This window comes from Janthinobacterium sp. J1-1 (assembly GCF_030944405.1).
In the GTDB taxonomy this organism is placed as follows: domain Bacteria; phylum Pseudomonadota; class Gammaproteobacteria; order Burkholderiales; family Burkholderiaceae_D; genus Janthinobacterium.
The window spans coordinates 2461476-2486531 of the sequence record NZ_CP132339.1; the positions used below are offsets into that span (position 1 = coordinate 2461476).

Sequence of the window (25056 nt, forward strand, 5' to 3'; positions counted from 1 at the left end):
CGTATTTTTTGACGAAGTTGTCCCCACATGAAATTAGCAACACTGAATGACGGCACCCGCGATGGCCAGCTGGCTGTCGTCTCGCGCGACCTGAAAACGGCGCACCTGGCCGATGGCATCGCCTCCACCTTGCAAAAGGCGCTCGACGACTGGACCTTTATCGCGCCCCAGCTGGACCTGCTGTACCAGACCATCAACAGCGGGCGCGGCCACCGCGCGTTCGACTTCGAGCCGGCCAACTGCATGGCGCCCTTGCCGCGCAGCAGCCAGCGGGCGGCGGGCGCGGCCTATCTGCAGCAGATCGAGCGCGCCTGCAAGGCGGCCGGTCAAGGCGTGCCGCCTGACCTGCGCGATGCGCCGCGCTTGTACCAGGGCGCCAGCGATGCTTTCCTGGGCGCCCAGGACGAGATCATGCTCGCTTACGAGCAATGGGGCATCGACTACGAAGCGGGGATTGCCGTCATTACCGATGACGTGGCGATGGGCGCGACGGCCGACCAGGCGCACATGAACATCAAGCTCTTGATGCTGGTCAATGACATCAGCTTGCGCAACCTGGCGCAGGCGGAACAGGCCAACGGCTACGGCCTGGTGCAGTCGAAACCCGGCATGGCCTGCTCGCCGGTGGCGATCACTCCGGATGAACTGGGCGATGCCTGGCGCGGCGGCAAGGTGCACCTGCCCGTGCGTTGCAGCCTGAACGGCAAGTTGAGCGGCCAGCCGCAGGCCGGCGCCGACATGGCCTTCAATTACCCGCAATTGCTGGCCCACCTGTGCCAGACGCGCCCGGCCCGCGCCGGTAGCGTGGTGAGCGCCGGCGGCGTCGCCAACAAGGAAGTCAAGAAGGGATTTTGCAGCATCGTTGAGCGGCGAAACCAGGAGATGAATACCGATGGCGTTATCAGCACGCCGTACATGCTGTTCGGCGATACCGTCCGCATCGAGATGCTGGGCGAGGACGGCAAGTCGCTGTTTGGCGCCATCGAACAAACGCTGAAACAGGCCGAAACCCGCCGCTCGCGTTAAGTTTCATTGTGGCAAACCGAAATGCAGGGCATTTGCCCTCCTGTTCCCTGCATGGCAATTCGGGCCGGGCGGCAATAATACTGCTTGTTCAGTCCATCATGCGCCAGTCGTGGCCGCAGGACTTCACCGGAGTTGATTGATGTCGGAAGACAGCGACGCAGAAAAGACCGAAGCCGCGTCACCGAAGCGCCTCGAGCAGGCGCGTGAGGAAGGCGACGTTCCGCGATCGCGTGAAGTGGCGACGTTCACGGTGCTGATGGCGTCGGGATGCTGCCTGTGGTTTGCCGGCGACGCCATCGTGCGCCGGCTGACGGCCGTGATGGTGTCCGGCCTGACCCTGGACCGGGAACAGATACTCAATCCGAATACCATGATTTTGCGCGTCGCCAGCGACGTCACCTCGGTACTGCTCACTTGCCTGCCGTACGCGGTGGCGATCATGGTGGTGGCGCTGGCGTCGCCGCTGCTGGTGGGCGGCTGGCTGTTTAGCTCGAAAGCGTTTACGCCCAATTTCGGCAAGCTCAATCCGATACGCGGGCTGGGCAACATGGTGTCGAAAAATGCCCTGGTCGAATTGCTGAAGGCGCTGGCCAAGACCCTGGTGGTCGGTTTTGTCGCCTGGCTGGTGATGCAGCATCACAAGGATGCCGTGCTGGGCCTGTCGGTTGAGTCCCTGCGCGCCGGTTCGGGCCACATGATCAGCATGTTGATCAGCGCCTTTCTGTTTATCGTCGGCGCACTGGGCCTGATCGCCGCCATCGACGGTCCGTACCAGATGTGGCACTACGCCAACAAGATGAAAATGACCCTGCAGGAAGTCAAGCAGGAAGCCAAGGAGTCGGACGGCAATCCGCAGATCAAGCAGAAGATCCGCCAGCTGCAGCACGAGATGTCGCGCCGGCGCATGATGGCCGACGTGCCGACCGCCGACGTGGTGGTGACCAATCCTACCCATTATGCGGTGGCGCTGAAATACGGCGAGAATTCGCGCGGTGCGCCGCAGGTGGTGGCCAAGGGCGCCGACGAGGTGGCCGCAAAAATCCGCGAACTGGCGGGCGAACACAAGGTCGCCATCCTGGAAGCGCCGGCGCTGGCGCGTGCGCTGTTCAAGCATACCGAGATTGGCGACGAGATTCCCGAAGCCCTGTACGGCGCCGTGGCCGAAGTGCTGGCCTATGTATTCCAGCTGCGCAGCCATGGCAACGGTCACGGCCAGCGCCCCGACAAGCCGAAAAAACTCGACGTGCCGCCGGAACTGGACCCGCTCAATCCCGCCGCGCAGAGCAAACCCGCGCCAGGCGCAGACAAGAACAATAAAGGAAGCACACCATGAACGGCTTGAGAATGCCAGCCTGGCTGAGCGGCATGAACAACAATGCCAGCAGGGGCCTGGCCGCGCCGATCATCATCATCATGCTGCTGGCGATGATGGTGCTGCCGCTGCCGGCGTTTATCCTCGATATCTTCTTCAGCTTCAATATCGCGCTGTCGATCATCGTGCTGCTGACCGCCTTGTATACCGTCAAGCCGCTCGACTTCATGGCGTTTCCGACCATCCTGCTGGTGTCGACCATGCTGCGCCTGTCGCTGAACGTGGCGTCGACCCGCGTGGTGCTGACCGAGGGCCATACGGGCGCGGACGCGGCCGGTAAAGTGATCGAGGCGTTCGGCCACTTCCTGATCGGCGGCAACTACACGGTCGGTATCGTGGTGTTTATCATCCTGACCATCATTAACTTTACCGTCGTCACCAAGGGCGCCGGCCGTATCGCCGAAGTGGGCGCCCGCTTTGCGCTCGACGCCATGCCTGGTAAACAGATGGCGATTGACGCCGACCTGAACGCCGGTCTGATCGTCGAAGACGAGGCGCGCCGCCGCCGCACGGAAGTGGCGCAGGAAGCGGAATTCTACGGCGCCATGGACGGTGCCAGCAAATACGTGCGCGGCGATGCGATCGCCGGCATCATGGTGACCGTAATCAATATTATCGGCGGCCTGCTGGTCGGCCTGATCCAGCACGACATGGGCTTTGCCGATGCCTTGAAAAACTACACCCTGCTGGCCATCGGTGACGGCCTGGTGGCGCAGATTCCTTCGCTGATCATTTCCACCGCGGCCGGTATCGTCGTCTCGCGCGTGGCCAGCGACCAGGACATCGGCACCCAGCTGGTGGGCCAGTTGTTTGCCAAACCGCAAGTGCTGTATATCACCGCCGGCATTATCGGCGGCATGGGCATGATCCCCGGCATGCCGAACCTGGTGTTCCTGCTGCTGGCCGGCGCGCTCGGTGGCTCGGCCTATCTGATCACCAAGACGGCGCAGAAGAAGAAAGCCGACGCGGAAATACCTACCGAAGCGCCGCAGGCGACCGTGGCGCCAGAGCAGGAAGAGGCCAGCTGGCAAGACATCATGCCGGTCGACACCTTGGGCCTGGAAGTGGGCTATCGCTTGATCCCGCTGGTCGACAAATCGCAGGGCGGCGAATTGCTCAAGCGTATCAAGGGCATCCGCAAGAAATTCGCCCAGGAAGTCGGTTTCCTGGCGCCACCGGTGCATATCCGCGACAACCTGGAACTGAAACCGTCGGCCTACCGCATCACCCTCAAGGGGGTGGAAGTGGGCGTCGGCGAATCGTTCAATGGCCAGTTCCTGGCGATCAATCCCGGCATGGCCAGCGGCAGCCTGCCTGGCGTGTCGACCACCGACCCGGCCTTCGGCCTGCCGGCCACCTGGATCGATGCGGCCCTGCGCGACCAGGCGCAGTCGATGGGCTACACGGTGGTCGACGCGGGCACCGTGGTGGCGACCCATTTGAATCACCTGATCACCTCGCATGCCTCGGAACTGCTGGGCCGCGCCGAAGTCCAATCGCTGCTCGACCACCTGGGCAAGGACGCGCCGCGCCTGGTGGAAGACCTGGTGCCGAAGATGCTGTCGCTGTCGACTCTGCAAAAAGTGCTGCAGAACCTGTTGATGGAAGGCGTGCATATCCGCGACATGCGCACGATTATCGAAACCCTGGCCGAGCACACCGTGCACACGCAGGACCCGACCGACCTGACCGCCCTGGTGCGCGTGTCGCTGGGCCGCGCCATCGTGCAGCAGCTGTTCCCCGGCGCCGCCGAATTGTCGGTGATGACCCTGGACAACCGCCTGGAACGCCTGCTGATGCAGGCCATGGGCGCCGGCGGCGACGGTGCCGGCATCGAGCCCGGCCTGGCCGACACCATCGCCCACCAGGCGGGGCTGGCGGCGCAACAGCAGGAAGCCATGGGCCTGACGCCGGTGCTGCTGGTGCCGGCGCCGCTGCGCGCGCTGCTGTCGCGTTTCCTGCGCCGCGCCTTGCCGCAACTGAAGGTGCTGTCGCATGCGGAAGTGCCGGAAACCAAGACGATTCGGGTGACCAGTCTGGTCGGTGCGCAGTAAAACGGTGGCAAAGATTCCAATTTCCGCTCGGCAAATTGAAATACGGGACATTTCCGGTCCTGTTCCTTCTATCATTTCTTTGGCGCATCCCCAATAATGGAGGCTGTCAGAGTGATCCGTGTCCCATCTGGGAGGCATCGCTCACGCAACAGGAGTCGATGATGGTCACACAGTTCAGCCAGGAACACGCCAACCCTGCCATGGGAGCTTGGTCATGAATGTGAAAAAATTTACCGCGCCGACCTCGCGCGATGCGCTGCGCAAGGTGCGTGAAGCGCTCGGTCCGGACGCCGTGATCCTGTCGAATCGCCAGGGTGATGGCGTGGTGGAAATCCTGGCGCTGGCCAATGATGACGCCGCCTCGCTGTCGTCGCCGCCGGCCGCCTCCGAAATGTCGCAGCCGCGTCCGCAGTTGCAGACCCAGTTTGCCGTGCCGCAGCGCCCGTCCGCGCCGCCGTCCCGTCCTGCCGCGGCGCCTGCCGAAGCCCTGGACATGGCGCGCATGCAGCAGATGATGACCAGCGCGCTGGCGCATGTGAAAAAGAATGCCACGGCCGATATCGACGGCATGATGAATGAAATCCGCGCCATGCGCGGCATGATGGAAACCCAGCTGGCCGAAATTTCCTGGAGCGCCACCCAGCAGCGCGAGCCGCAAAAAAACGTGGTGCTGCGCGAAATGCTGGCGGCCGGTTTTTCGGCCAGCCTGGCGCGCTACCTGATCGACAAGCTGCCGGCCGGCCTGGACGGCGCGCAAAGCATGCGCTGGATCAAGACCGTGCTGAGCCGCAACCTGAACACCATGGCCAATGAAGACGCGATGCTGGAGCAGGGCGGCGTGTTCGCCCTGGTCGGCCCGACCGGTGTCGGCAAGACCACCAGCACCGCCAAGCTGGCCGCGCGCTGCGTGATGCGCCACGGTCCGGAAAAGCTGGCCCTGATCACCACCGATGCCTATCGTATCGGCGCCCACGAGCAACTGCGCATCTACGGCAAGATCCTCGGCGTGATGGTGCATTCGGTCAAGGACGAGGCCGACCTGCGCATCGCCCTGAAAGAACTCAAGAACAAGCATACGGTGCTGATCGACACGGTCGGCGTCAGCCAGCGCGACCAGATGGTCACGGAACAGGTGGCGATGCTGTCGGGCGCCGGCGCCGATGTGAAACGCCTGCTGTGCCTGAACTCGACCGCGACCCAGGAAACCCTGAACGAAGTGGTGCGCGCCTACCAGGGCAGCGGCCTGGCCGGCTGCATCATGACCAAGCTCGATGAGGCGGCCTCGATCGGCAATGTGCTCGACGTGGTGATCCGCCAGAAACTCAATCTGTTCTACGTCTCGAACGGCCAGCGCGTGCCGGAAGATCTCTATCTGGCCGACCGCGGCTACCTGATCGACCGCGCCTTCAAGCTCAAGCGCGATTCCGCCGCGACCCAGTTTGCCGACGACGAACTGCCGCTGCTGATGGCCCAGGCCGCTACCCGCAACAATGAAGCACGCGGGGTGCACGGTGGCTAATTTTGATTTCGACCAGGCCGAAGGCTTGCGCCGCATGCTCGCTGGCGCGCAGCCGCGCGTGCTGACGTTTTTGTCGGCCACGCCGCAGGACGACAAGGGCGCGATGCTGGTCAACCTCGGCGCTTCGCTGGCGCACGCCGGCAATGAGGTGCTGCTGCTCGATGCCAGCACCAGCGGCGACGGCGTCGCTTCCCGGCTGGGCCTGGCACATGGCGCCAGCCTGCTCGACGTGGCGCGCCAGCAATGCGGCCTGAACCAGGTGATCCACCAGGTGCCGCAAGGCTTCGGCGTGGCCAGCCTGGGCGCGCGCGACCATCTGATGGATGGCCCCGGCTACGCCAGCGAGGACGAAGCGCGGCGCCTGGCCAAGACCTTTGAAGTGATGGCGCGCCAGGCTGGCATCGTGCTGGTCGACGGCGACATGAGCATGGCCGGGCAGGGCGGCGCCTGCTTCCCGGTGCCGATGATGGCCAGCGCCGATATCGTGGTGCAGGTCTCGACCAGCGCCACTTCGATCAAGGCCGCCTACTGCCTGATCAAGCGCCTGAACCAGGAACTGGGCCGCCGTCCTTTCGGCATTCTCGTCACCGGCGCTTCCGAAACGGAAGCAAAAGTGGTATACGATAATATGGCACAAGCGGCAAGCCGCTACCTGGCCGTGAAGCTGACGTCGATGGGCTCGGTTCCGGCCGACGAATACCTGCATCGGGCGGCGCGGCTGGGCCGCAGCGTGATCGATGCGTTTCCGCTGGCTGGCGCATCGGTGGCGTTTCGCGGACTGGCCGAACGGCTGGCCCGCTCGGCGGCGCCGGTGCTGGGCACCACCTTGTACCAGACGGGGAGTCCACACCATTTCAGCGCCTGATGATTTTGCAGCATTCTCACAAGATAATAATAAGTAGCCTATGTACACGGTCAAAGGGAAGTCGAACAAGGATCATTTGCTGACGGAACACATTCCGCTGGTAAAGCGCCTGGCGCACCACATGAAGGCCAAGTTGCCGCCTTCGGTCGAGGTCGACGACCTGATCCAGGCCGGCATGATCGGCCTGCTCGATGCCATCACCCGCTATGAAGAGACGCATGGCGCGCAGTTCGAGACGTATGCCGTGCTGCGTATCCGCGGCGCCATGCTCGACGAGTTGCGCACCAGCGACTGGCTGCCGCGCAGCATGCGCCAGAACATGCGCAAGATCGAAGAGGCGATGAGCACCTTGCAGCAGCGCCTGGGCCATCCGCCGACCGAATCGGAAGTGGCCAAGCTGCTCAAGATATCGCTGGTCGATTACCAGGAAATGCTGGGCGAGGGCGGTGGCCACCAGCTGGTCTATTATGAAGACTTCCATGATCCGGACGGCAATGACAGCTTCCTCGACCGCCATTGCGTGGACGAGGACAGCGACCCGCTGCGCTCGCTGCTCGATACCGATTTCCGGCAGTCCGTGATCGACGCCATCGACGCGCTGCCGCCACGCGAGAAAATACTGATGAGTCTGTATTACGAGGAAGAGCTCAATCTCAAGGAGATTGGCGCCGTGATGGGCGTGTCCGAATCGCGCGTGTCGCAGCTGCACACCCAGGCCGTCGCGCGCCTGCGCGCAACCTTGAGGGAGCAGGCGTGGACTGGTCCAGCGTAATCGGGCTGGCGCTGGCGCTGGCGGGCCTGCTGGTCGGCCAGGCGCTCGAAGGGGGCAAGATGGCCTCCTTGCTGCAGCCGGCCGCCTTTGCCATTGTCGTGATCGGCACCTTCGGCGCGGTGCTGCTGCAAACCCGCTTGCGCACTTTTGTGCGCGGGCTGGAAATGCTGCGCTGGGTATTTTTTCCGCCGGTCGACATGCGTGCCGAGCTGGGCCGCGACATCAGCCAGTGGAGCCTGACGGCGCGCCGCGACGGCACCCTGGCGCTGGAACGCATGATGGAAAGCACGGCCGACCATTTCAACGCCAAGGGCCTGCGCATGATCGTCGACGGCATCGCGCCCGACAAGCTGCGCCAGTTGCTCGACGTGGAAATCACCGCCTATGAACTGGCCGAACGCCAGGCCGTGAAAATCTGGGAATCGGCGGCCGGCTATTCGCCGACCATCGGCATCCTCGGCGCCGTGCTGGGCCTGATCCACGTGATGGAAAACCTGACCGACCCGAGCAAACTCGGTGGCGGCATCGCGGTGGCGTTCGTGTCGACCATCTACGGCGTCGGCCTGGCCAACCTGCTGTTCCTGCCGGTGGCCAACAAATTGAAGGCCATCGTCTCGCGCCGCGTGGTGCAGTATGAAATCACGGCCGCCGTGTTCTACGACATCGCCACCGGCGACCATACGCGCATCATCGAAGAGCGCGTGGCCAGCCTGCTTCACGAGCACTGAGCGAGCACTGACCATGATGCGGCGCGCGCGCAGGAAGTATGACGAAGAGCCGGACAACCAGGACCGCTGGCTGATTTCCTACGCCGATTTTATTACCCTGCTGTTCGCCTTTTTTGTCGTCATGTACGCGATCTCGCAGGTCAATGAAGGCAAGTACCGCGTGTTTTCCGACGCCATCGGCACCGCCTTCAGCCTCGACAAGGGCGCGCCACCGATCCAGATGGAAGCGCCGCAGGCGATCCCGCTGCCGAACCCGGCCCTGAAACGCCGTACCGAAGCGATCCGGCGCGAACGCGAACACATGACGCGCCTGGCGCAGGACCTGACGTCGACCCTGGCGCCCTTGGTGAAAGAAGGCAAGGTGCGCGTGACCCAGACCAGCCGTGGCGTCAGCGTGGAAATCAATGCCAGCGTGCTGTTCGATCCGGGCGCGGCCGGCCTTACGGTGGAGTCGGATCAGGCCCTGCGCGCGGTGGCCGTGCTGCTGCGCGGCGACGCCCATAACGTGCAGGTGGAAGGCCATACCGACGTCCAGCCGATCAGCAATTCCACCTTTGCCTCGAACTGGGAACTGTCGTCGGCGCGCGCCAGCGCCGTGGTGCGCCTGTTTATTGCCAGCGGCGTGCAGGCGTCGCGTTTGACGGCGGTCGGCCACGCCGACAATATTCCGGTCGCCGACAACGACACGCCGGAAGGGCGGGCGCGCAACCGCCGGGTCGCCGTGACGATTTTGTCCGGCATTGCCGACACGGTGACGGAAGTGCCGACCGCGCCGGCGCCTTTGCCGGCCAACCCGCAATAATCGGGCTGCGACTGGCCTTGCGCTTGCTACAATCGCGGCATCTTTGTTTTTTCTTATATCCCCATCATGAAAAGTAGTTCCCAAGGCGGCCTGGTCTACTCCACCGAAACAGGCCGCATGTGCCCGGCATGCCGCCAGCCGCTGGCGCAATGCGCGTGCAAGGCCGCGGCAAAAGCGGCACCGGCCGGCGATGGCGCCGTGCGGGTGGCGCGCCAGACCAAGGGCCGTGGCGGCAAGAGCGTGACCATCGTCAAGGGCTTGCCGCTGGACGCCATTGCGCTGGCGCTGCTGGGCAAGCAGCTGCGCACCCAGTGCGGCTCGGGCGGCACGGTCAAGGATGGCGTGATCGAAGTGCAGGGCGACCATGTGGCGGCCATCATGGAGGCGCTCGTCAAGCTGGGCCACAAGCCGAAACAGGCTGGCGGCTGAGCCGTCGCGCCTCACAGCCATGCGCTCCTTTCCTGTCCTGATTGCCGCCGCTGCGCTGGCGGCGCTGGCCTATGCCTGCTGGCCGGCGCCCGCTCCTGTCACGCCGGCCGTGCTGACTCCCGCATCCGCAGGGCGCAGCCTGTCATCGTATTTCAATCTCGATGCCAGCCAGGCACCGGTACTTGTAGCGACCAGCGCCGCACCCGGCCTGGAACAGCAACTGGCCCGGCTGGCCGCCAGCGGCAGCCCGGACGACGCCTATGCCGCCTATAACCTGCTCGACGACTGCATCATGTTCCAGAAAGAAGGGCGCTTGCCGGCGCTCGAGTTCGAGCGCGGCAGCGAGATGACGGCGGACGAAAAATCGGCGCAGAAGCATCTGTGTGCGAATCTGACCGAGCGCCAGAAAAGCGCGCGCCTCGATTTTCTGGAAAAGGCCGCCAAGGGCGGCGTGGCGGGCGCCAGCACGCGCTTTTTTTACGAGGGCCCGTTCGGCGACCGCAGCGCCCTGCGCAGCCGGCCCGATGACCCGCTGGTGCTGGCCTGGAAGCAGCAAGCGGTCGCGCAACTGACCGTGCAGGCCGACCAGGCCGAGCTGTCCAGCCTCGGCACCCTGATGATGGCTTACCTGACCGACGGCGATGTGACCAAAAAAGATGCGCCAAAAGCGTACGGCTATCTGCTGGCCTTGCGCATGGTGCATGACGATATATTGACGCCCGGCAGCACCAATCCCTACCAGGACAGCTACTGGCACTGGCTGCGCGATGAGCTGACACCGGAGCAGCAGGCCGCCGCAGTCAGCCGGGCGAATGCCATCGCCGCCAAGTTTCGCCAGCATGCGGGGCTGCCGGCCCTTGGTTGATGCGTCGATCGCGCCCTTTGCTGCGCGCCTGCCCAGCCTGGCGTGCCTGGTGCTGGGCTGCATCAGCGAACATAGCTGGCCCGGACGCTGGCGCCTGCCCTGCGCCCATGCCCTGGCCACCCTGGCGTTCAGCCTGTATCTGACGCACAAGCAGGTGTATCACGCCATCGACGCTGCCATGGGGGACTCCCTGGCGGCGTCTTCCGTGTTGGCATTTTGCGCCCACAACGCCGCGGCGCTGCTGGCGGCGGCGCTGTTGTATTGCCTGGTGGAGCGTCGAGGATTACGCTGGCGTGCCTGGCTGGAAACGCATCATCTGCCAGCGGTCGCCGTCGCTGGCAATGCCGCTTTTGCGGCGCCACAGTCCCAGGCCGACCAGGCCCAGCCCCGCTAGCAGCATGCCGTAGGTGCGTGGTTCGGGCACGGCCAGGGTCAGCGAAATGTCCAGCAGGGAATCGCGGATGCCGGTGCCGGTCGCCACCAGGGTATAGGTACCCGGCCCCAGCAGGCCGCCGAAGGTGGAGTGGGCGAAGCCGCCCAGCACGCCGACAAAGTCGTCCGATTGCAGCAGGGTGTTGGTGGCGTCGAACAGGTCGATATTCACGCCGACCAGGCGCGGGCCGAAATCGGAGGCGGTGTTGACCAGCCAGGCGGCATTGCCGGAAAAGTACTCGACGCCGTCGCCGACGGTAAACGTGGTCGTTTGCGACAGCGCGCCCCGTTCCGTGGTGAAGGTGTCGATCACCAGCGAGTCTTGCGACAGCAACGGCGTTGCCACGACGGCATTCGCGACGAGGTTGCCGTACTTTACCACTTCCGTGTCGGCCTGGGCCTGCGGCACCAGCAGGCTGCAGCCTAACAACAGCGCCGCGCTTGCCCGCGATAGTGCGATAGCGTTCATATTCATGCTCCTGTATGCGATTGATTGATTGGGTACGCCTGCGCCGGGGCGCCGGGCGCGATAAAAGGCAACAACGTCAACCGAGGAGATGTTTTTTTGTCAGCGGGAAAAGTCCGCCTGTTTGAGGTGCGGCGTGCCAGACATGAGCATACGGCGGCGCACGCAGATGACTTTGCGCGGGCGCAAACGGGTGGTATGTAGGCCTTGAAACAATTGATGTATTTTCAAACATTCCGGCACGCTATCATGTTGACCCGATATCAGGAGTGTATCAACAATGTTGAAATGGTCAGTCTGGAGCTTGTCACCCCCGGCGCCGTGCCTCGCTGCGGTCCGCGCACGCATGGCGCAGCGCCCGAAGATGGGGGCCGTGGTAATGGGTTTTTGTGCGGGCTTGCTCAATCTGGCTATCTGCGTACCAATGGCTTGGTTGGCTCTGCGTTTGTTTGGACTTGAGCAATTAGGTGGTTCGTCAGCGGAAAGCCTGGAAGGCGCTGGCATGGCAAAGCTGTTCTGGTCTGCTGTGGTATTTGCGCCGCTGACCGAAACCGTGATCGGACAATGGCTGCCGATTGAATTGATGCGCCGATTCGGTGTGCGTGCCGGGTATTGCTTGCTAACCAGCGCGGCGCTGTTCTCAGTACTGCATGTCTTGGGCGGTGCCGGCATTTTGCACGCCAGCCTGACGTTCATCGGCGGATTGGCCTTCGCGGCAAGTTATCTGGTGGCGCGCAACTTTGGCGCAGGGCCTGCCTGGCTGGCGGCGGCCACGGCGCACGCATGCAGCAATGGCTTGTTGCTGTTTGTCATAGAACCCTTGTTGCCGCTTCCCTGAGCTGTTACCAACCGGGCATAGGCGCACTCAGCCGATAACGACGCGGCGATGGGTGGTATTGCTGGTGGTCTGGCCGCTGGGGCCGTAGAAGTTGCCGCTTTGGGCGGCCGGGCGCATGGCGCCGAGGGCGCCCTGGGTGTGCAGCAGGTGTTTGTTGACCAGCAGGCTGTTCAGGCGATTCTGTTCCTTGGCCGCGCGCGTGGTGCCGAGCAGCGCCTGCCATGCCTGTGCCGCTTCGGTCTCGCCGGTGGCGGCCAGCCAGCCGTCCATGCCGTCTTCGCCGGCGGCAAAACCGGCGGCGGCCAATGCCTGGTGGCGTTGTTGCGCCAGCTGGCTCAATTGTCCGATCAGCGCTGTCTTGCGCACCGTAATGTCCGAAATTGCATCGATGTCGGCTGCAACCAGATGCAGCTGTTCCTGCTTCATCAATGCCAGCAGCGTGGTCATGAGCTCATGCTCGTCGCGCAGGCTGGAAAACGGAGTCACGGATTGCATGGAGGAACCTATCTATTTCGTGAGTGCAGCAGGTCCTTGACCGTATCGAGGAGACCGTCCGCCACTTTTTCAGAATTGACCTGGAACTGGCCGTCGGCAATCGCGAGTTTGATACGTTCGACTTTCTTGGTGTCGAACACGCTATTGCTGCTGGTCGTTGCACTGGTCGCCAGTGCCTGCCCTTGCGGCGACAGGCGTACGCTGTCCGACGATGCCGGGGCAGCTTGCGCCTTCTCGGTGTTGCGGGCGCCGGACGTGGCCGCCGGCGTGACCGGCAAGCCGGGATTGCTTTTTATGTTATCGGTAATTTTCACAACGTGATCCTCGTCTGGTCGAAGTCAAAAAACTCCGGGATATGAGTCTTTATCGGCCACTAATCCTGAAACTTTAGTGTGCCAGACCACAATATCGCTGTCCATACAAGTTTATTTCAGCCGTCACAGCGGCCTAGAATGCCACCTCCACCAGGCCGCCCGCGCGCGCCACGCCGCTGATCTGCTGTCCGCCCTGGGTCCGTACCTGCACCACCTGGCCATCGCCGGCGTTGCCGATGGCGCGGCCTTCTGATGCTACTTGGAAACCATTGCCGCTGGACACTACCCGGACCAGCTGGCCCTGCTTGACCACCGGTGGCCGGCGCAGGGTGTCGGTGCGCATCGGCGTGCCTGCCGGCAGCGACATATTGGTGCTGGCGCCCACCACTTGTTCCATATTGGTGGCGATTCCGGCCGGCAATGCCGCCAGGTCGCCCTGCATCGTCACCAGCTGGCTGGCGTCTATCGTCTGTCCTTGCGCCAGCGGCACGGCGCTGGCGATATAATCACCCACCACCGCCACATTGGCTTGCAGGTAAATCGTCCAGTTGGCCGGCGCGGTGCAGCGCACGCCCACCGTGCTCTTGCCCCAGGCGCGGCTGCCCGGCGCCATGAAGGCTTGCGGCGCGGGGCAGGCGGCCAGGTTCAGTCGCGGGTCGACCGCACCGACCGTGACGGTGACCTGGCCCGGCAGGCCATTGCTTTGCACTTGCAGGAATTGCTGTACCGTCTGCCGCAGCGCTTCCGGCGACTGGCGGCCGGCAGTTTGCGCTTGCGCCGGCGTCAGTGGCGCCAATGCAACAAGTACTGACAGCAGCGAGAGGAAGATTTTTTTCATCATGATAGGCCTCTGGAATACTGCCATGATAGTCGCGCCGGCTGTCCTTGAAGCGTGGATTAAGGGGCGAAAGTGTGGTCTGATCGGACGATGGTATTGCTACCGAGAATCGTACTATCATTCCTGTCATCATATATATCGCCATCCTTCCGCCATGAGGCGCCAGTGGCGGACCTTTCCGGAGCCTGACATGATAGGGAAACTCGACGATTACCTGCGCTTTCACGAGTCTGCGCTGAGCTTGCGTTCGACACGCCAGGAATTGCTCGCCTCGAATATCGCCAACGCCGATACGCCCAACTACAAGGCGCGCGACGTCGATTTCGCCAGCGCCCTGAAAGGCGTGCTGGCCCGCGGCGAGGGCGTGGCGCCGGCCCTGACTGGCACGGCTGCGAAGCATCTGCCAGGCAACGGCGTGGCCGCCGGCACCGCCACCGGCGCCAAGGTCGAAACCATGCCGGACGGCACGCCGCTGCTGTACCGCGCACCGGCCCAGGGCGCCGTCGACGGCAATACGGTCGACATGGACCTGGAGCGCAATGCCTTTGCGGACAATGCGATTCGTTATGAAGCGAGCATCACGCTACTCAATTCGCAGATCAAGAGCATGCTGACGGCCATCCAGGGAGGACAATAATCATGTCGCTGTTTAATATTTTCAATGTTTCCGGTTCAGCAATGAGCGCCCAGGCGCAGCGCCTGAACACCGTGGCCAGCAACTTGGCCAATGCCGACAGCGCCACCAGCGCCAGTGGCGAAGCCTACCGCGCCAAGCAGGTGGTGTTCGAAGCCGTGCCGCTGGCCAATGGCGGCACCGCCGTCAAGGTGCAGAAGGTGATCGAAGATCCTTCGCCGATGAAACTGGTGTACGACCCGAAGAATCCGCTGGCCGACGACAAGGGCTATGTCACCATGCCTAACGTCAATACCGTCGATGAAATGGTCAATATGCTGTCCGCGTCGCGCTCCTACCAGACGAACGTGGAAACCATGAACGCGGCCAAGTCGCTGCTCCTGAAAACACTCACCCTCGGCCAATAAGGCCTGATTGATCATTATGGCAACCATCGATACCAGCACTCCCGCCGTCACCACCGATCTGATGGCGACTATGAATCCGAAGAAAACCACGGCCGCCGCCGGCAGCGTGGAAGAGGACACCAATAAATTCCTCACCTTGCTGGTCACGCAGCTGCAAAACCAGGACCCGATGAATCCGCTCGACAATGCGCAGCTGACCAGCCAGCTGGCCCAGCTGTCGACGGTGACCGGCGTCAACAAGCTCAATTCGACCCTGGAAACCTTGAAAACCAGTTACCAACAAGCCGAATCGATGCAGGCAGCCAATATCATCGGCCATGGCGTGCTGACGGCCGGCAAGGGCATCACCTTGAGCAAAAGCGCCGCCCTGCTGGGCGTCGACCTGGCCACGGCGGCCGACAATGTCAAGGTCGTCATCTATGACGGCGCCGGCAAGGAAGTCCATTCCATCGACCTGGGCGCCCAGGCGGCTGGTACCTTGCCGCTGGGCTGGAACGGCGAAACCGGCGAAAAAGATGCCGAAGGCAAGGCCATCGTGCTGGCCGACGGCGCGTATACCTTTGATGTCGTGGCCACCCGCGGCGGTGAAAAACTCAAGGACGCCACCGGCCTGACCTTCGGTTCGGTGGCCAGCGTCTCGACCGGCACGGCCGGCGTGAAATTGAATGTGCCGGGCGTGGGCAGCATCAGCATGGCCGACGTGAAGCAGATCTTGTAAGTGTTGCAAACCCCTTTGCAGCCTGAAACCCGCTGCTCCCTGACCATCTAACGAAAAAATTCCTTACCAGGAGCAAACAATGTCTTTCCAACAAGGCCTGAGCGGCTTGAACGGCGCCGCCAAATCGCTGGACGTCATCGGCAACAATATCGCCAACTCGGGCACCGTCGGTTTCAAGCAGTCGCAGGCGCAATTCGCCGATATCTACGCCAGCTCGCTGTATGGCGTGTCCGGCAACCAGGCCGGCATCGGCGTGGCGGTTTCGCAAGTGACGCAATCATTTACCCAGGGTAACCTGGAAACCTCGGCCAATCCGCTCGACATCGCCATCAACGGCGGCGGGTTTTTCCGCACCAACGCGGGCGGCACCATCCAGTATTCGCGCAACGGCCAGTTCCAGGTCGACAAGAACGGCTTCATCGTCAATGCCCAGAACGCCCAGCTGACCGGCTACCCGGTCGATGCCAACGGCAAGGTGCTGGCCGGCGCACCGGTCGCGCTGCAGATCGACCCGGGCGACATGAGCCCGCAGGCCACCACCAAGGTCGACACCCAGATCAATCTCAATTCGAATTCGGAAATGCCGACCACGGTGCCGTTCAGCATGAACCAGCCGACCTCGTACAACAAGCAGATCCCCGTCGCCGTCTACGATACGCTGGGCAATGCGCACACCATGTCGATGTTCTACGTCAAGACCGGCACCAATACCTGGGACGTGTATACCGCCTCCGATGACCTGGAAGTGACCAGCGGCAAGGCTGCCGCGGCGCTGCAGACCGATCCCGCCGCCCTGGCCGCGCGCACCGCCTACCAGGCCGCCGTGACCGCCGTGCCGCAGGTGCCGGCCAATGTCGCCAGTGCCGCGATTGCCTATGCCAATGCGGCCGGCGCCGCCGTCACCACCGCCGCCGGTGCCTCCGGCGCCAGTACCGCGCAACTGGCCGCGATTGCCGCCACCTATGGCAGCGCGGTGGCCAACGGCGTCAATTCGACCCGCACGCCGGACCAGATCGACGCCGCGATTGCCGCCGCCACCGTGGTGCCAGCCGTGAAGACCGCTTCGCTGATCTTCAACAGCGTCGGCAGCCTGGACAAGGCCGCCATGCTGGCGCTCAATCCGCCGCAAACCCTGCCGATCGATGTCACCCTGCCGATCATCCCGGCCACCGGCGCCAACGGCACCCTGGCGATCAAGGTCGATTTCAGCAACTCGACCCAGCTGGGGATCGCCACCAGTGAAAAGAAAACCATCGCCGACGGCTACGCGGCCGGCCAGCTGAGCCGTTTCGTGGTGGGCGCCGACGGCATCATCCAAGGCCAGTACAGCAATGGCCGCACGCGCGACCTGGGCCAGGTGATCGTGACCTCGTTTACCAATCCGAACGGCCTGCAGCCGCTGGGTAACAATGCCTGGGGCGAGACCTCGACCTCGGGCAGCCCCATCATCGGCGAACCGGGCACCGGCACCGCCGGCAGCCTGCGCTCGTCGGCGGTGGAGGTCTCGAACGTCGATCTGACGGCCGAGCTGGTCAACATGATCACCGCCCAGCGTGCCTACCAGGCCAATGCGCAGACCATCAAGACGCAGGATTCGATCCTGCAGACCCTCGTGAATCTGCGGTAATACAGCAAGGAGCAGCACATGGACCGTCTTATCTACACCGCCAGCTCGGGTGCCAAGCACATCATGGAGAAGCAGGCGACCACCGCCAACAACCTGGCGAACGCGACCAGCACGGGCTTTCGCGCCCAGCTCGACTCGTTTCGCGCGGTGCCGGTGGTGGCCGACGGCATGATGCCGACGCGTACCTTTGTCGTCGATTCGACGGTCGGCACCAACTTCGAGCAGGGGCCGATGATCCATACCGGCCGCGCGCTCGACGTGGCAGTGGAAAACAATGGCTGGATCGCGGTGCAGTCGGCCGACGGTTCGGAAGCCTATACCCGCAACGGCGCCTTCAAGCTCAACGAGAACGGCATGCTGCAAACCCAGTCCGGCCTGATGGTGCAGGGCGATACGGGGCCGCTGGCGGTGCCGCCCGGCGTGACGGTGTCTATCGCCGGCGACGGCACCATCGGCACGATTTCCACCGACGTGCCGCCGGGGCCGTTGACCGTGCTGGGCCGCATCAAGCTGGTCAACCCGCCCGAGCAGATGCTGGTGCGCGGCGACGACGGCCTGTTCCGCGTCAAGGACGGCAGCGTGCCGCCGGCCGACCAGACCGTCAAGCTGACCACCGGCGCCCTGGAGGGCAGCAATGTCAGCCCGGTCGACTCGATGGTGACCATGATCGCGCTGGCGCGCCAGTTCGAAACACAAATGAGCCTGCTCAAGAATGCCGAGAACAACGCGGCGAAAGCCACCCAGATCCTCGCTTTGAATTGATAGGGCGGGCCGCATAATGGTCGAATAGAAATTGTCACAGGGCCTGCGCGCGCTGTTATTGGAGAAAAATCATGATACGTTCCCTTTGGATTGCCAAGACCGGCCTGGAAGCGCAGCAAACGCAGATGGACGTGATCGCCAATAATCTGGCCAACGTCAGCACCACCGGCTTCAAGAAATCGCGCGCCGTGTTCGAAGATTTGCTGTACCAGAACGTGCGCCAGCCTGGCGCGCAGTCGTCGCAGCAGACCCAGCTGCCATCGGGCCTGCAGATCGGTACCGGCGTGCGCACCGTCGCCACCGAACGCATCCATACCCAGGGCAACCCGCAGGCGTCCGGCAATTCGCGCGACGTGATGATCAACGGCACCGGCTTTTTCCAGGTGCTGCTGCCCGACGGCGCCACCGCCTACACCCGCGACGGCTCATTCCAGACCGACGCCAACGGCCAGCTGGTGACCTCCGAAGGCTTCGTGATCCAGCCGGCGATCACCGTGCCGACCAATGCCCTGAGCCTGACGGTGGCGCGCGACGGCACCGTCTCGGTGACCTTGCCCGACACCGTCGCGCCATCGCAGATCGGCGCGCTGCAACTGACCACCTTTGTCAATCCGGCCGGCCTGGAATCGAAGGGCGAAAACCTGTACATGGAAACCGGCGCCTCGGGCGTGGCGCAGACCAATACGCCGGGCACGAATGGCGCCGGCCTCTTGATGCAGGGCTATATCGAAACCTCGAACGTCAACGTGGCCGAGGAAATGGTCAACATGATCCAGACCCAGCGCGCCTACGAAATCAACAGCAAGGCGATCACCACGTCCGACCAGATGTTGCAGAAACTTTCACAGCTTTAATCAGCTTCATTATTCAGTTGTCATGCCATCCGGCTGCCGGATGGCATCGGAGGCTCTTCATGCGTTATCCCGTCTTTGCCATCCTTGCTGCAGCCGTCCTGTCCGGCTGCGCGGTTACCCCCACCTCGATCGTGCCTTATCCGACTACCACGCGCGCGCCGATGCCCGAGCCGGTGGTGGCCACCAATGGCGCCATCTACCAGCCGTCGACCTACCGCCCGGCCTTCGAAGACCGCCGCGCACGCCATGTGGGCGACACGCTGATCATTGCGATTACCGAACGCACCAACGCCGTCAAGGCGGGCGCCAGTTCGGGCAACAAATCGAACAGCGCCAGTTTCGGCACGCCCGGCCTGCTGCAGGGGCGCTTCGGCGGCACGGTGGCGGTGGAAGGCAAGCTCAGCAACTCCGCTGGCGACAATCAGTCGGCCAGCAACACCTTTTCCGGCACCATTGGCGTGACGGTGATCGAAGAACTGCCGAACGGCAATCTGATCGTGGCCGGCGAGAAACAGATCGCCATGAACAAGGGCACCGAATTCATCCGCTTCTCGGGCATGGTCAATCCGGACACGATCGGCATCGGCAACGTCGTGCCGTCGACCCAGGTGGCCGACGCGCGCGTGGAATACCGCACCAACAGCCAGATCGACCGCGCCGAAATGGCCTCGATGGCCTCGCGCTTCTTCCTCAGCCTGTTGCCGTTCTGATTATGGCGACCGTGACTTTTCCCCGCCTGCTGGCCGCTTGCGCACTGGCCGCATCGATGATCGCGCCGCTGGCGCAGGCCGAACGCCTGAAAGACCTGGCCAGCATCGCCGGCGTGCGCCAGAATCAGCTGATGGGCTATGGCCTGGTGGTGGGCCTGGACGGCAGTGGCGACCAGACCACGCAGACCCCGTTTACCATCCAGAGCGTGGCAGCCATGCTGCAGCAGCAGGGCATCAACTTGCCGCAAGGCTCCAGCCTGCAACTGAAAAACGTCGCCGCCGTGATGGTGACGACGGCCTTGCCGGCGTTTGCCCAGCCGGGCCAGCTGCTCGACGTCACCGTGTCGTCGATGGGTAACGCGAAGAGCTTGCGCGGCGGCACCTTGCTGATGACGCCGCTGAAGGGCGCCGATGGCCAGGTATATGGCATGGCGCAGGGCAATGTGCTGGTCGGCGGCGTGGGCGCGCAGGCGGCCGGCAGTTCCGTGACCGTCAATCATTTGAGCGTGGGGCGCATCTCGGGCGGCGCCACGGTCGAGCGCAGCGTCGCCAGCGCGGTGGGCGCCAACGACATCATCCGCCTCGAATTGAACGCCACCGATTTCGCCACCGCCAGCCGGGTGGTCGAGGCCGTCAACAGCCGCTATGGCCCCGGCACCGCCGCCGCGCTCGACGGGCGCGTGATCCAGGTGCGCACGCCCGCCGGCAGCAACCAGCGCGTGGCCTTTCTGGGCCAGCTCGAAAGCATCGAAGTCAACCCGGCCCGCCTGGCCGCCAAGGTCATCATGAACGCGCGTACCGGTTCGGTGGTGATGAACCAGTCGGTGACCCTGGAAACCTGCGCCATTTCGCACGGTAACTTGTCGGTGACGATCAATACCGAGCCGCAGGTCAGCCAGCCGCCGCCATTGTCTGGCGGCACCACGGTCGTCACGCAGACGGCGCAGATCGATATCAAGAAGGAACCGGGCAAGGTGATGCTGGTCAAGGGCGGCGCCGCGCTGTCCGATGTGGTGAAAGCCCTCAACGCCATCGGCGCCTCGCCGCAGGACCTGCTGGCCATCCTGCAGGCCATGAAGGCGGCAGGCTCCTTGCGCGCCGAACTTGAAATCATTTGATCGAGGGCATGCCATGATCAGCCAGACCGACCTCAGCAATACCGCCGCCTACGATGTGAAGGGCATGGATGGCTTGCGCCAGTCCGCCAAGGCGAAGGACCCTGCCGCGCTGAAAGAGGCGGCCACGCAGTTTGAAGCCATGTTCATCAACATGATGATGAAAAGCATGCGCGACGCGTCGCCGCAGGACGGCATCATGGACAGCCAGCAAAGCAAGATGTACACCTCGATGCTGGACCAGCAGACCAGCCAGAGCCTGGCCAAGCGCGGCACCGGCCTGGCCGATGTGTTGTTGCGGCAACTCTCTTCAACTTTGACGCCAGCCGTCGATGGCGAGGCCGAGGCGGCCGCATCGCCGCGTTCGTCGAGCATGGCGGCGGCGCTGGCCGCCTTCCGCCAGCAGCAGGGCGCGGCCACCGACGGCGCCACGGCCACCACCGGGACCGGGACTGGCAAGACACTGAGCGACAAGGCCAATGCCACCCAGGCGCCGCATGTGCGCGCCTTCCAGGAAAAGCTGGGCGTGCACGCGGAAGAAGCGAGCCGGACCACCGGCATCCCGGCCAAGTTCATGCTGGGCCAGGCGGCGCTGGAAACGGGCTGGGGCAAGCGTGAAATCATCGGCCGCGACGGCAGCAGCAGCCACAACCTGTTCGGCATCAAGGCCACCGGCGACTGGAAGGGCAAGGTCACGGAAGCCGTCACCACCGAATACGTGAACGGCAAGGCGCAGCGCAAGGTCGAGAAATTCCGTGCCTACGACAGTTATGCGGACAGCTTCAAGGATTATGCACAGTTAATTACTGGCAACAAACGCTACGAAAAAGTCCTGGCCGCCGCCGGCGACGCCAGTGCCTTTGCGCAAGGCCTGCAAAAGGCCGGCTATGCCACCGATCCGAATTACGCTGCCAAACTGACAAAAATCATCAAGGGTTCGCTGGTCGGCTAGGGTCTGCCGCGGCCGGCAATGAAGGCCGGCTTCAAGTTTTCGCCACGGCTGCCGTAAACTATCAGGACAGGAACCTAAAAAGACACCATGACCTCGAATCTACTCAGTATCGGTAAAAGTGGCTTGCTCGCAGCGCAGGTGGGCCTGTCGACGACCGGCCATAACATCACCAACGTGAACGTGGCCGGCTATAACCGCCAGACGGTGGAGCAGCAGACGTCGAATGCCAACTTCGCCGGTTACGGCTATGTGGGCACGGGCACGGAAGTGTCGCAGATCAAGCGCCAGTACGACAGTTTCATGTCGACCCAGGTCAATGCCGCGCAAAGCACCACCAGTTCGCTGAACGCCTATTACACGCAGATCAGCCAGATCGACAACCTGCTGGCCGACTCGACGGCCGGCCTGTCGCCGTCGCTGCAGGATTTTTTCAAGGGCGTGCAGGATTTCAGCTCGAATCCGTCACTGGTCTCCTCGCGCCAGGCCCTGCTGTCGAGCGCCAGTTCGCTGACGGCGCGCTTCCAGAGCCTGAGCGGCCGCCTGTCCGAGATCGGCGCCGGCGTCGATTCGCAAATCACCTCGAACGTGGCGGTGATCAATACCTACGCCAAGCAGATCGCCGAACTGAACACCTCGATTTCGCAGCTGACGGTCGACCCGCAGACCCAGCCGAACGACTTGCTGGACCAGCGCGACCAGCTGGTCAATGAACTCAACAAATACGTCAAGACCACGGCGCAGCCGGGCTCGAACAACACGATTACGTTGTCGATCGGTTCGGGCCAGCCGCTGGTGGTGGCCAACCGCAGTTTCGAACTGGCCGCGACGCCGTCGCTGACCGACCCGAACCGGGTCGAAGTGGGCTATGTGACGGGCAAGAACGTGACCATCCTGCCGGAAAATGCGCTGACGGGCGGCTCGCTGGGCGGCCTGCTGGAGTTTCGCAGCGGCACCCTGGACCGCGTGCAAAATTCGCTGGGCAAGGTGGCCGCCGCCCTGGCCACCACGTTCAACGAGCAGCACAAGCTGGGCCAGGACCTGAACGGCGACATGGGTGGCGATTTCTTCAAGATCCCCGACCCGCAGATCGGCGCCAGCCGCCTGAACAGCGCGTCGAGCACCACCGTGCTGTCGGCCAAGATCAGCGACCCGAGCGCGCTGACGGCCAGCGACTACAGCCTGAAATACGATGGCAACAACTATGTGGTGACGCGCCAGACGGACGGCGCGCGCACCGTCATCAACCCGTACCCGCAAACCACGCCGCAAACCATCGATGGCGTCGATTTTTCGATTTCGGGCACGGCTGTCGAAGGCGACAACTACGTTATCAAACCGACCGCCAACGTGGCGGCCGGCCTGGGCGTGCTGATCAACGACCGCAACAAGCTGGCCGCGGCCTCGCCGATCACCACCGGTGCGCCGGTCAGCAATACCGGCAGCGGCAAATTGTCGGCCGGCACCATCGACAAGACTTACCTGGAAGCGGGCAATACCCTGACGACGCCAGTCACCCTGAGCTACGACAAGGCCGGCAATGCGCTCAGTGGCTTTCCGGCCGACAAGGCCGTCACCGTCAAGGGCCTCGACGGCAACAGCACCACGTATCCGGCCGGCACCGCCAGCATTCCGTACAAGGAAGGCGACAATTTCAGCTTCGGCGGCATCAACGTGGCGATGACGGGCGTGCCGGCGAATGGCGACAAGTACACCATCGCGCCGAACACGGGCGGGGTGGGCGACAACCGCAATGCGGCGGCGCTGGCGGCCTTGCAGACCACCAATATCCTCGACGGCGGCAAGGCCACCTTCCAGGGTTCGTATGCGGAAACCGTCAGCTTTGTCGGCAACAAGACGCGCGAAGTGCAGGTCAGCGGCCTGGCCAGCCAGGCCCTGCTGGAACAGACCACCAGCCAGCAGCAGGCCGTGTCGGGCGTCAACCTCGATGAGGAGGCGGCCAACCTGCTGCGCTACCAGCAGGCGTACCAGGCGTGCGGCAAGGTCATGCAGATTGCCAGTACCCTGTTCGACGTGGTCATCGGCCTCGGACGCTAATCATTATTTTGCAGCGGCATCGCCGCCGCCATCAGGAAGGGCAGCATCATGCGCATCAGCACACGAATGATCTACGAGCAGGGCAGCACCCAGCTGAACAATTTGCAGAGTGCCTTGAACCGCACGCAGATGCAGCTGTCGACCAACCGCCGCAACCTGACGCCGGCCGACGATCCGATCGCGTCGGCGCGCGCGCTGGAAGTGACGCAGTCGCAGGCGCTCAATACCCAGTTCGTGACCAACCGCTCGAACGCCACCAATTTCCTGTCGCAGGAAGAGCTGGCGCTGAAAAGCACCACCAATCTGATCGCCGACGTGCAGGAACTGGTGGTCAAGGCCGGCAATCCGGGCTTGCGCGACGAGGAGCGCGCCACCATCGCCAAGGAACTCGAAGGGCGCATGACCGATTTGCTGGGCATCGCCAACACCTCCGACGGTTCCGGCGGCTATCTGTTCGGCGGCTATAAATCGAGCACCCAGCCGTTCAGCCAGACGCCGACCGGCGCCGCCTATGCGGGCGACCAGGGCCAGCGCGAGCTGCAGGTGGGCTCGTCGCGCTTCCTGGCCACCAGCGATTCGGGCGCCGCGGTGTTTGAAAACAATATGACGGGCAACGGCAAATTTACCGTCACCCCCGACAGCGGCAATTTTACCCGCGGCGGCGCCGGCATCGTCACCAGCAGCACCGTCACCGATGCCAGCAAGCTGACCGGCAACAAGTACGAGATCAAATTCAGCGTCAGCGGCACCGGCGACGCGGCCGTCACCAGCTACACCATCAATGACCTGACCCTGGGCCAGACGGTGCCCAATCCGGCCGTGCCGGTGACCTACAAGGCCGGCGACGCGATCAATTTCGACGGCCAGCAGGTAGTGATCAGCGGCAAGCCCGGCGACCAGGACAGCTTCGGCGTGGCGCCCAGCGCCAAGGAGTCGCTGTTTACCACCATGACCAACCTGATCGGTTCGCTGCGCACCTCGGGCAATGGCGACGCCGGCCAGGCCCGCCTGGCCAATAACCTGAGCTCGGCCAGCAGCATCCTCAGCACGGCCTACGACAATGTGTTGTCGGTCACCGCCGAAGTGGGCGCGCGCATGAAGGAACTCGATTACCTGGCCAGCTCCGGCGACGACCTGGACTTGCAATATTCGGCCACCTTGTCCGACCTGCAGGACCTGGACATGGTCAAGACCGTGTCGCTGTTCACCCAGCAGCAGATTACCCTGCAGGCGGCGCAGAAAACATTTACCCAGGTGTCGGGTTTGTCGCTGTTTAATTACATCAACTAAGCTGCGCAGCCGGCAAGCCGGGGCAGGAAGAGTCTTCCGCCCCGGCTTTTTTGTGCGTGGAGGGCATATGCAGGCTAACTGTGCAGTTAGGCTGTCGATCTGTTATACTTGAGGCCG

27 protein-coding genes are annotated in these 25056 nt (G+C 63.4%); 23 read left to right on the top strand and 4 right to left on the bottom strand.

The genetic code is table 11. From position 1 onward, the window contains the following. The first annotated feature begins 27 nt into the window (after positions 1-27). The 11 genes from Q8L25_RS11170 (at position 28) to Q8L25_RS11220 (ending at position 10826) form a co-directional block, all read left to right on the top strand. Positions 28-1026: a fumarylacetoacetate hydrolase family protein gene (locus tag Q8L25_RS11170; protein ID WP_308924885.1), complete on the top strand. Its 999-nt coding sequence runs from the start codon at positions 28-30 to the stop codon at positions 1024-1026. 139 nt (positions 1027-1165) lie between these two features. Then, on the top strand, positions 1166-2359 hold the full coding sequence (gene flhB, locus Q8L25_RS11175) for a flagellar biosynthesis protein FlhB (RefSeq protein WP_308924886.1): 1194 nt from the start codon (positions 1166-1168) through the stop codon (positions 2357-2359). Next, entirely contained in the window at positions 2356-4452 is a 2097-nt protein-coding gene (gene flhA / locus Q8L25_RS11180) for a flagellar biosynthesis protein FlhA (RefSeq protein ID WP_308924887.1), read from the top strand. The genes flhB and flhA overlap by 4 nt, the downstream gene beginning before the upstream one ends. A gap of 214 nt (positions 4453-4666) precedes the next feature. Further along, positions 4667-5971, top strand: coding sequence for a flagellar biosynthesis protein FlhF (gene flhF, locus Q8L25_RS11185; RefSeq protein WP_308924888.1), 1305 nt, complete (start codon positions 4667-4669; stop codon positions 5969-5971). Beyond that, complete coding sequence (locus Q8L25_RS11190; protein WP_308924889.1) at positions 5964-6836, top strand: antiactivator of flagellar biosynthesis FleN protein; 873 nt, start codon at positions 5964-5966, stop codon at positions 6834-6836. The genes flhF and Q8L25_RS11190 overlap by 8 nt, the downstream gene beginning before the upstream one ends. 40 nt (positions 6837-6876) lie before the next feature. Then, positions 6877-7608, top strand: a complete 732-nt coding sequence (locus Q8L25_RS11195; RefSeq protein ID WP_065306824.1) for an RNA polymerase sigma factor FliA — start codon at positions 6877-6879, stop codon at positions 7606-7608. After that, positions 7590-8336, top strand: coding sequence for a flagellar motor protein (locus tag Q8L25_RS11200; protein WP_308924890.1), 747 nt, complete (start codon positions 7590-7592; stop codon positions 8334-8336). Before Q8L25_RS11195 ends, Q8L25_RS11200 begins: the two co-directional genes overlap by 19 nt. 16 nt (positions 8337-8352) lie before the next feature. Continuing rightward, entirely contained in the window at positions 8353-9138 is a 786-nt protein-coding gene (motD, locus tag Q8L25_RS11205; RefSeq protein WP_308925703.1) for a flagellar motor protein MotD, read from the top strand. Between the two features lie 66 nt (positions 9139-9204). Further along, complete coding sequence (locus tag Q8L25_RS11210) at positions 9205-9567, top strand: translation initiation factor Sui1 (RefSeq protein ID WP_308924891.1); 363 nt, start codon at positions 9205-9207, stop codon at positions 9565-9567. 19 nt (positions 9568-9586) lie between these two features. Then, on the top strand, positions 9587-10432 hold the full coding sequence (locus tag Q8L25_RS11215; protein ID WP_308924892.1) for a hypothetical protein: 846 nt from the start codon (positions 9587-9589) through the stop codon (positions 10430-10432). Beyond that, complete coding sequence (locus Q8L25_RS11220) at positions 10425-10826, top strand: hypothetical protein (protein ID WP_308924893.1); 402 nt, start codon at positions 10425-10427, stop codon at positions 10824-10826. The genes Q8L25_RS11215 and Q8L25_RS11220 overlap by 8 nt, the downstream gene beginning before the upstream one ends. On the opposite strand, the gene Q8L25_RS11225 is transcribed toward Q8L25_RS11220, so the two are convergent. Beyond that, positions 10716-11333: a PEP-CTERM sorting domain-containing protein gene (locus Q8L25_RS11225; protein ID WP_308924894.1), complete on the bottom strand. Its 618-nt coding sequence runs from the start codon at positions 11331-11333 to the stop codon at positions 10716-10718. The genes Q8L25_RS11220 and Q8L25_RS11225 overlap by 111 nt on opposite strands. Positions 11334-11676: 343 nt before the next feature. Here Q8L25_RS11225 and Q8L25_RS11230 point away from each other — a divergent pair, with 343 nt between their 5' ends. Beyond that, on the top strand, positions 11677-12168 hold the full coding sequence (locus Q8L25_RS11230) for a hypothetical protein (protein ID WP_308924895.1): 492 nt from the start codon (positions 11677-11679) through the stop codon (positions 12166-12168). A 27-nt stretch (positions 12169-12195) separates the two neighbouring features. Here the strand turns inward: Q8L25_RS11230 and Q8L25_RS11235 are convergent, their stop codons facing one another. From Q8L25_RS11235 to flgA, 3 genes are all read right to left on the bottom strand, one after another. Further along, positions 12196-12663, bottom strand: a complete 468-nt coding sequence (locus tag Q8L25_RS11235; protein ID WP_308924896.1) for a flagellar protein FlgN — start codon at positions 12661-12663, stop codon at positions 12196-12198. Positions 12664-12671: 8 nt separating this feature from the next. After that, positions 12672-12977 (bottom strand): flagellar biosynthesis anti-sigma factor FlgM, encoded by a 306-nt coding sequence (gene flgM / locus Q8L25_RS11240; RefSeq protein WP_065306830.1) that lies wholly within the window; start codon positions 12975-12977, stop codon positions 12672-12674. A gap of 133 nt (positions 12978-13110) precedes the next feature. Continuing rightward, on the bottom strand, positions 13111-13815 hold the full coding sequence (flgA, locus tag Q8L25_RS11245; RefSeq protein WP_308925704.1) for a flagellar basal body P-ring formation chaperone FlgA: 705 nt from the start codon (positions 13813-13815) through the stop codon (positions 13111-13113). 190 nt (positions 13816-14005) lie between these two features. On the opposite strand from flgA, the gene flgB reads away from it, so the two are divergent. The 11 genes from flgB to flgL all read left to right on the top strand — a co-directional run bounded on the left by flgB (position 14006) and on the right by flgL (position 24939). Further along, the gene (gene flgB, locus Q8L25_RS11250) at positions 14006-14452 is read left to right on the top strand and encodes a flagellar basal body rod protein FlgB (protein ID WP_308924897.1); all 447 of its coding nucleotides are present in this window, start codon (positions 14006-14008) and stop codon (positions 14450-14452) included. Positions 14453-14454: 2 nt separating this feature from the next. Continuing rightward, positions 14455-14856, top strand: coding sequence for a flagellar basal body rod protein FlgC (flgC, locus tag Q8L25_RS11255; RefSeq protein ID WP_152243586.1), 402 nt, complete (start codon positions 14455-14457; stop codon positions 14854-14856). 16 nt (positions 14857-14872) lie between these two features. Then, a complete protein-coding gene (locus tag Q8L25_RS11260) occupies positions 14873-15574 on the top strand; it encodes a flagellar hook assembly protein FlgD (RefSeq protein WP_308924898.1) in 702 nt (233 codons plus the stop codon). 79 nt (positions 15575-15653) lie between these two features. Then, positions 15654-17201 carry a flagellar hook protein FlgE gene (locus tag Q8L25_RS11265; RefSeq protein ID WP_308924899.1) on the top strand — a complete coding sequence of 516 codons (1548 nt, stop codon included), beginning with the start codon at positions 15654-15656 and terminating at the stop codon, positions 17199-17201. Between the two features lie 18 nt (positions 17202-17219). Next, positions 17220-17963: a flagellar basal body rod protein FlgF gene (locus Q8L25_RS11270; protein WP_308924900.1), complete on the top strand. Its 744-nt coding sequence runs from the start codon at positions 17220-17222 to the stop codon at positions 17961-17963. Between the two features lie 71 nt (positions 17964-18034). Further along, on the top strand, positions 18035-18817 hold the full coding sequence (gene flgG / locus Q8L25_RS11275) for a flagellar basal-body rod protein FlgG (protein WP_308924901.1): 783 nt from the start codon (positions 18035-18037) through the stop codon (positions 18815-18817). A 59-nt stretch (positions 18818-18876) separates the two neighbouring features. Next, positions 18877-19527, top strand: a complete 651-nt coding sequence (locus tag Q8L25_RS11280) for a flagellar basal body L-ring protein FlgH (protein WP_308924902.1) — start codon at positions 18877-18879, stop codon at positions 19525-19527. 56 nt (positions 19528-19583) lie between these two features. Beyond that, positions 19584-20645, top strand: coding sequence for a flagellar basal body P-ring protein FlgI (locus Q8L25_RS11285; RefSeq protein ID WP_374694298.1), 1062 nt, complete (start codon positions 19584-19586; stop codon positions 20643-20645). Positions 20646-20658: 13 nt separating this feature from the next. Continuing rightward, on the top strand, positions 20659-21594 hold the full coding sequence (gene flgJ, locus Q8L25_RS11290) for a flagellar assembly peptidoglycan hydrolase FlgJ (RefSeq protein WP_308924904.1): 936 nt from the start codon (positions 20659-20661) through the stop codon (positions 21592-21594). 87 nt (positions 21595-21681) lie between these two features. After that, positions 21682-23649: a flagellar hook-associated protein FlgK gene (gene flgK / locus Q8L25_RS11295; protein WP_308924905.1), complete on the top strand. Its 1968-nt coding sequence runs from the start codon at positions 21682-21684 to the stop codon at positions 23647-23649. Between the two features lie 48 nt (positions 23650-23697). Then, positions 23698-24939 (top strand): flagellar hook-associated protein FlgL, encoded by a 1242-nt coding sequence (gene flgL, locus Q8L25_RS11300; RefSeq protein ID WP_308924906.1) that lies wholly within the window; start codon positions 23698-23700, stop codon positions 24937-24939. Positions 24940-25056: the final 117 nt, after the last annotated feature.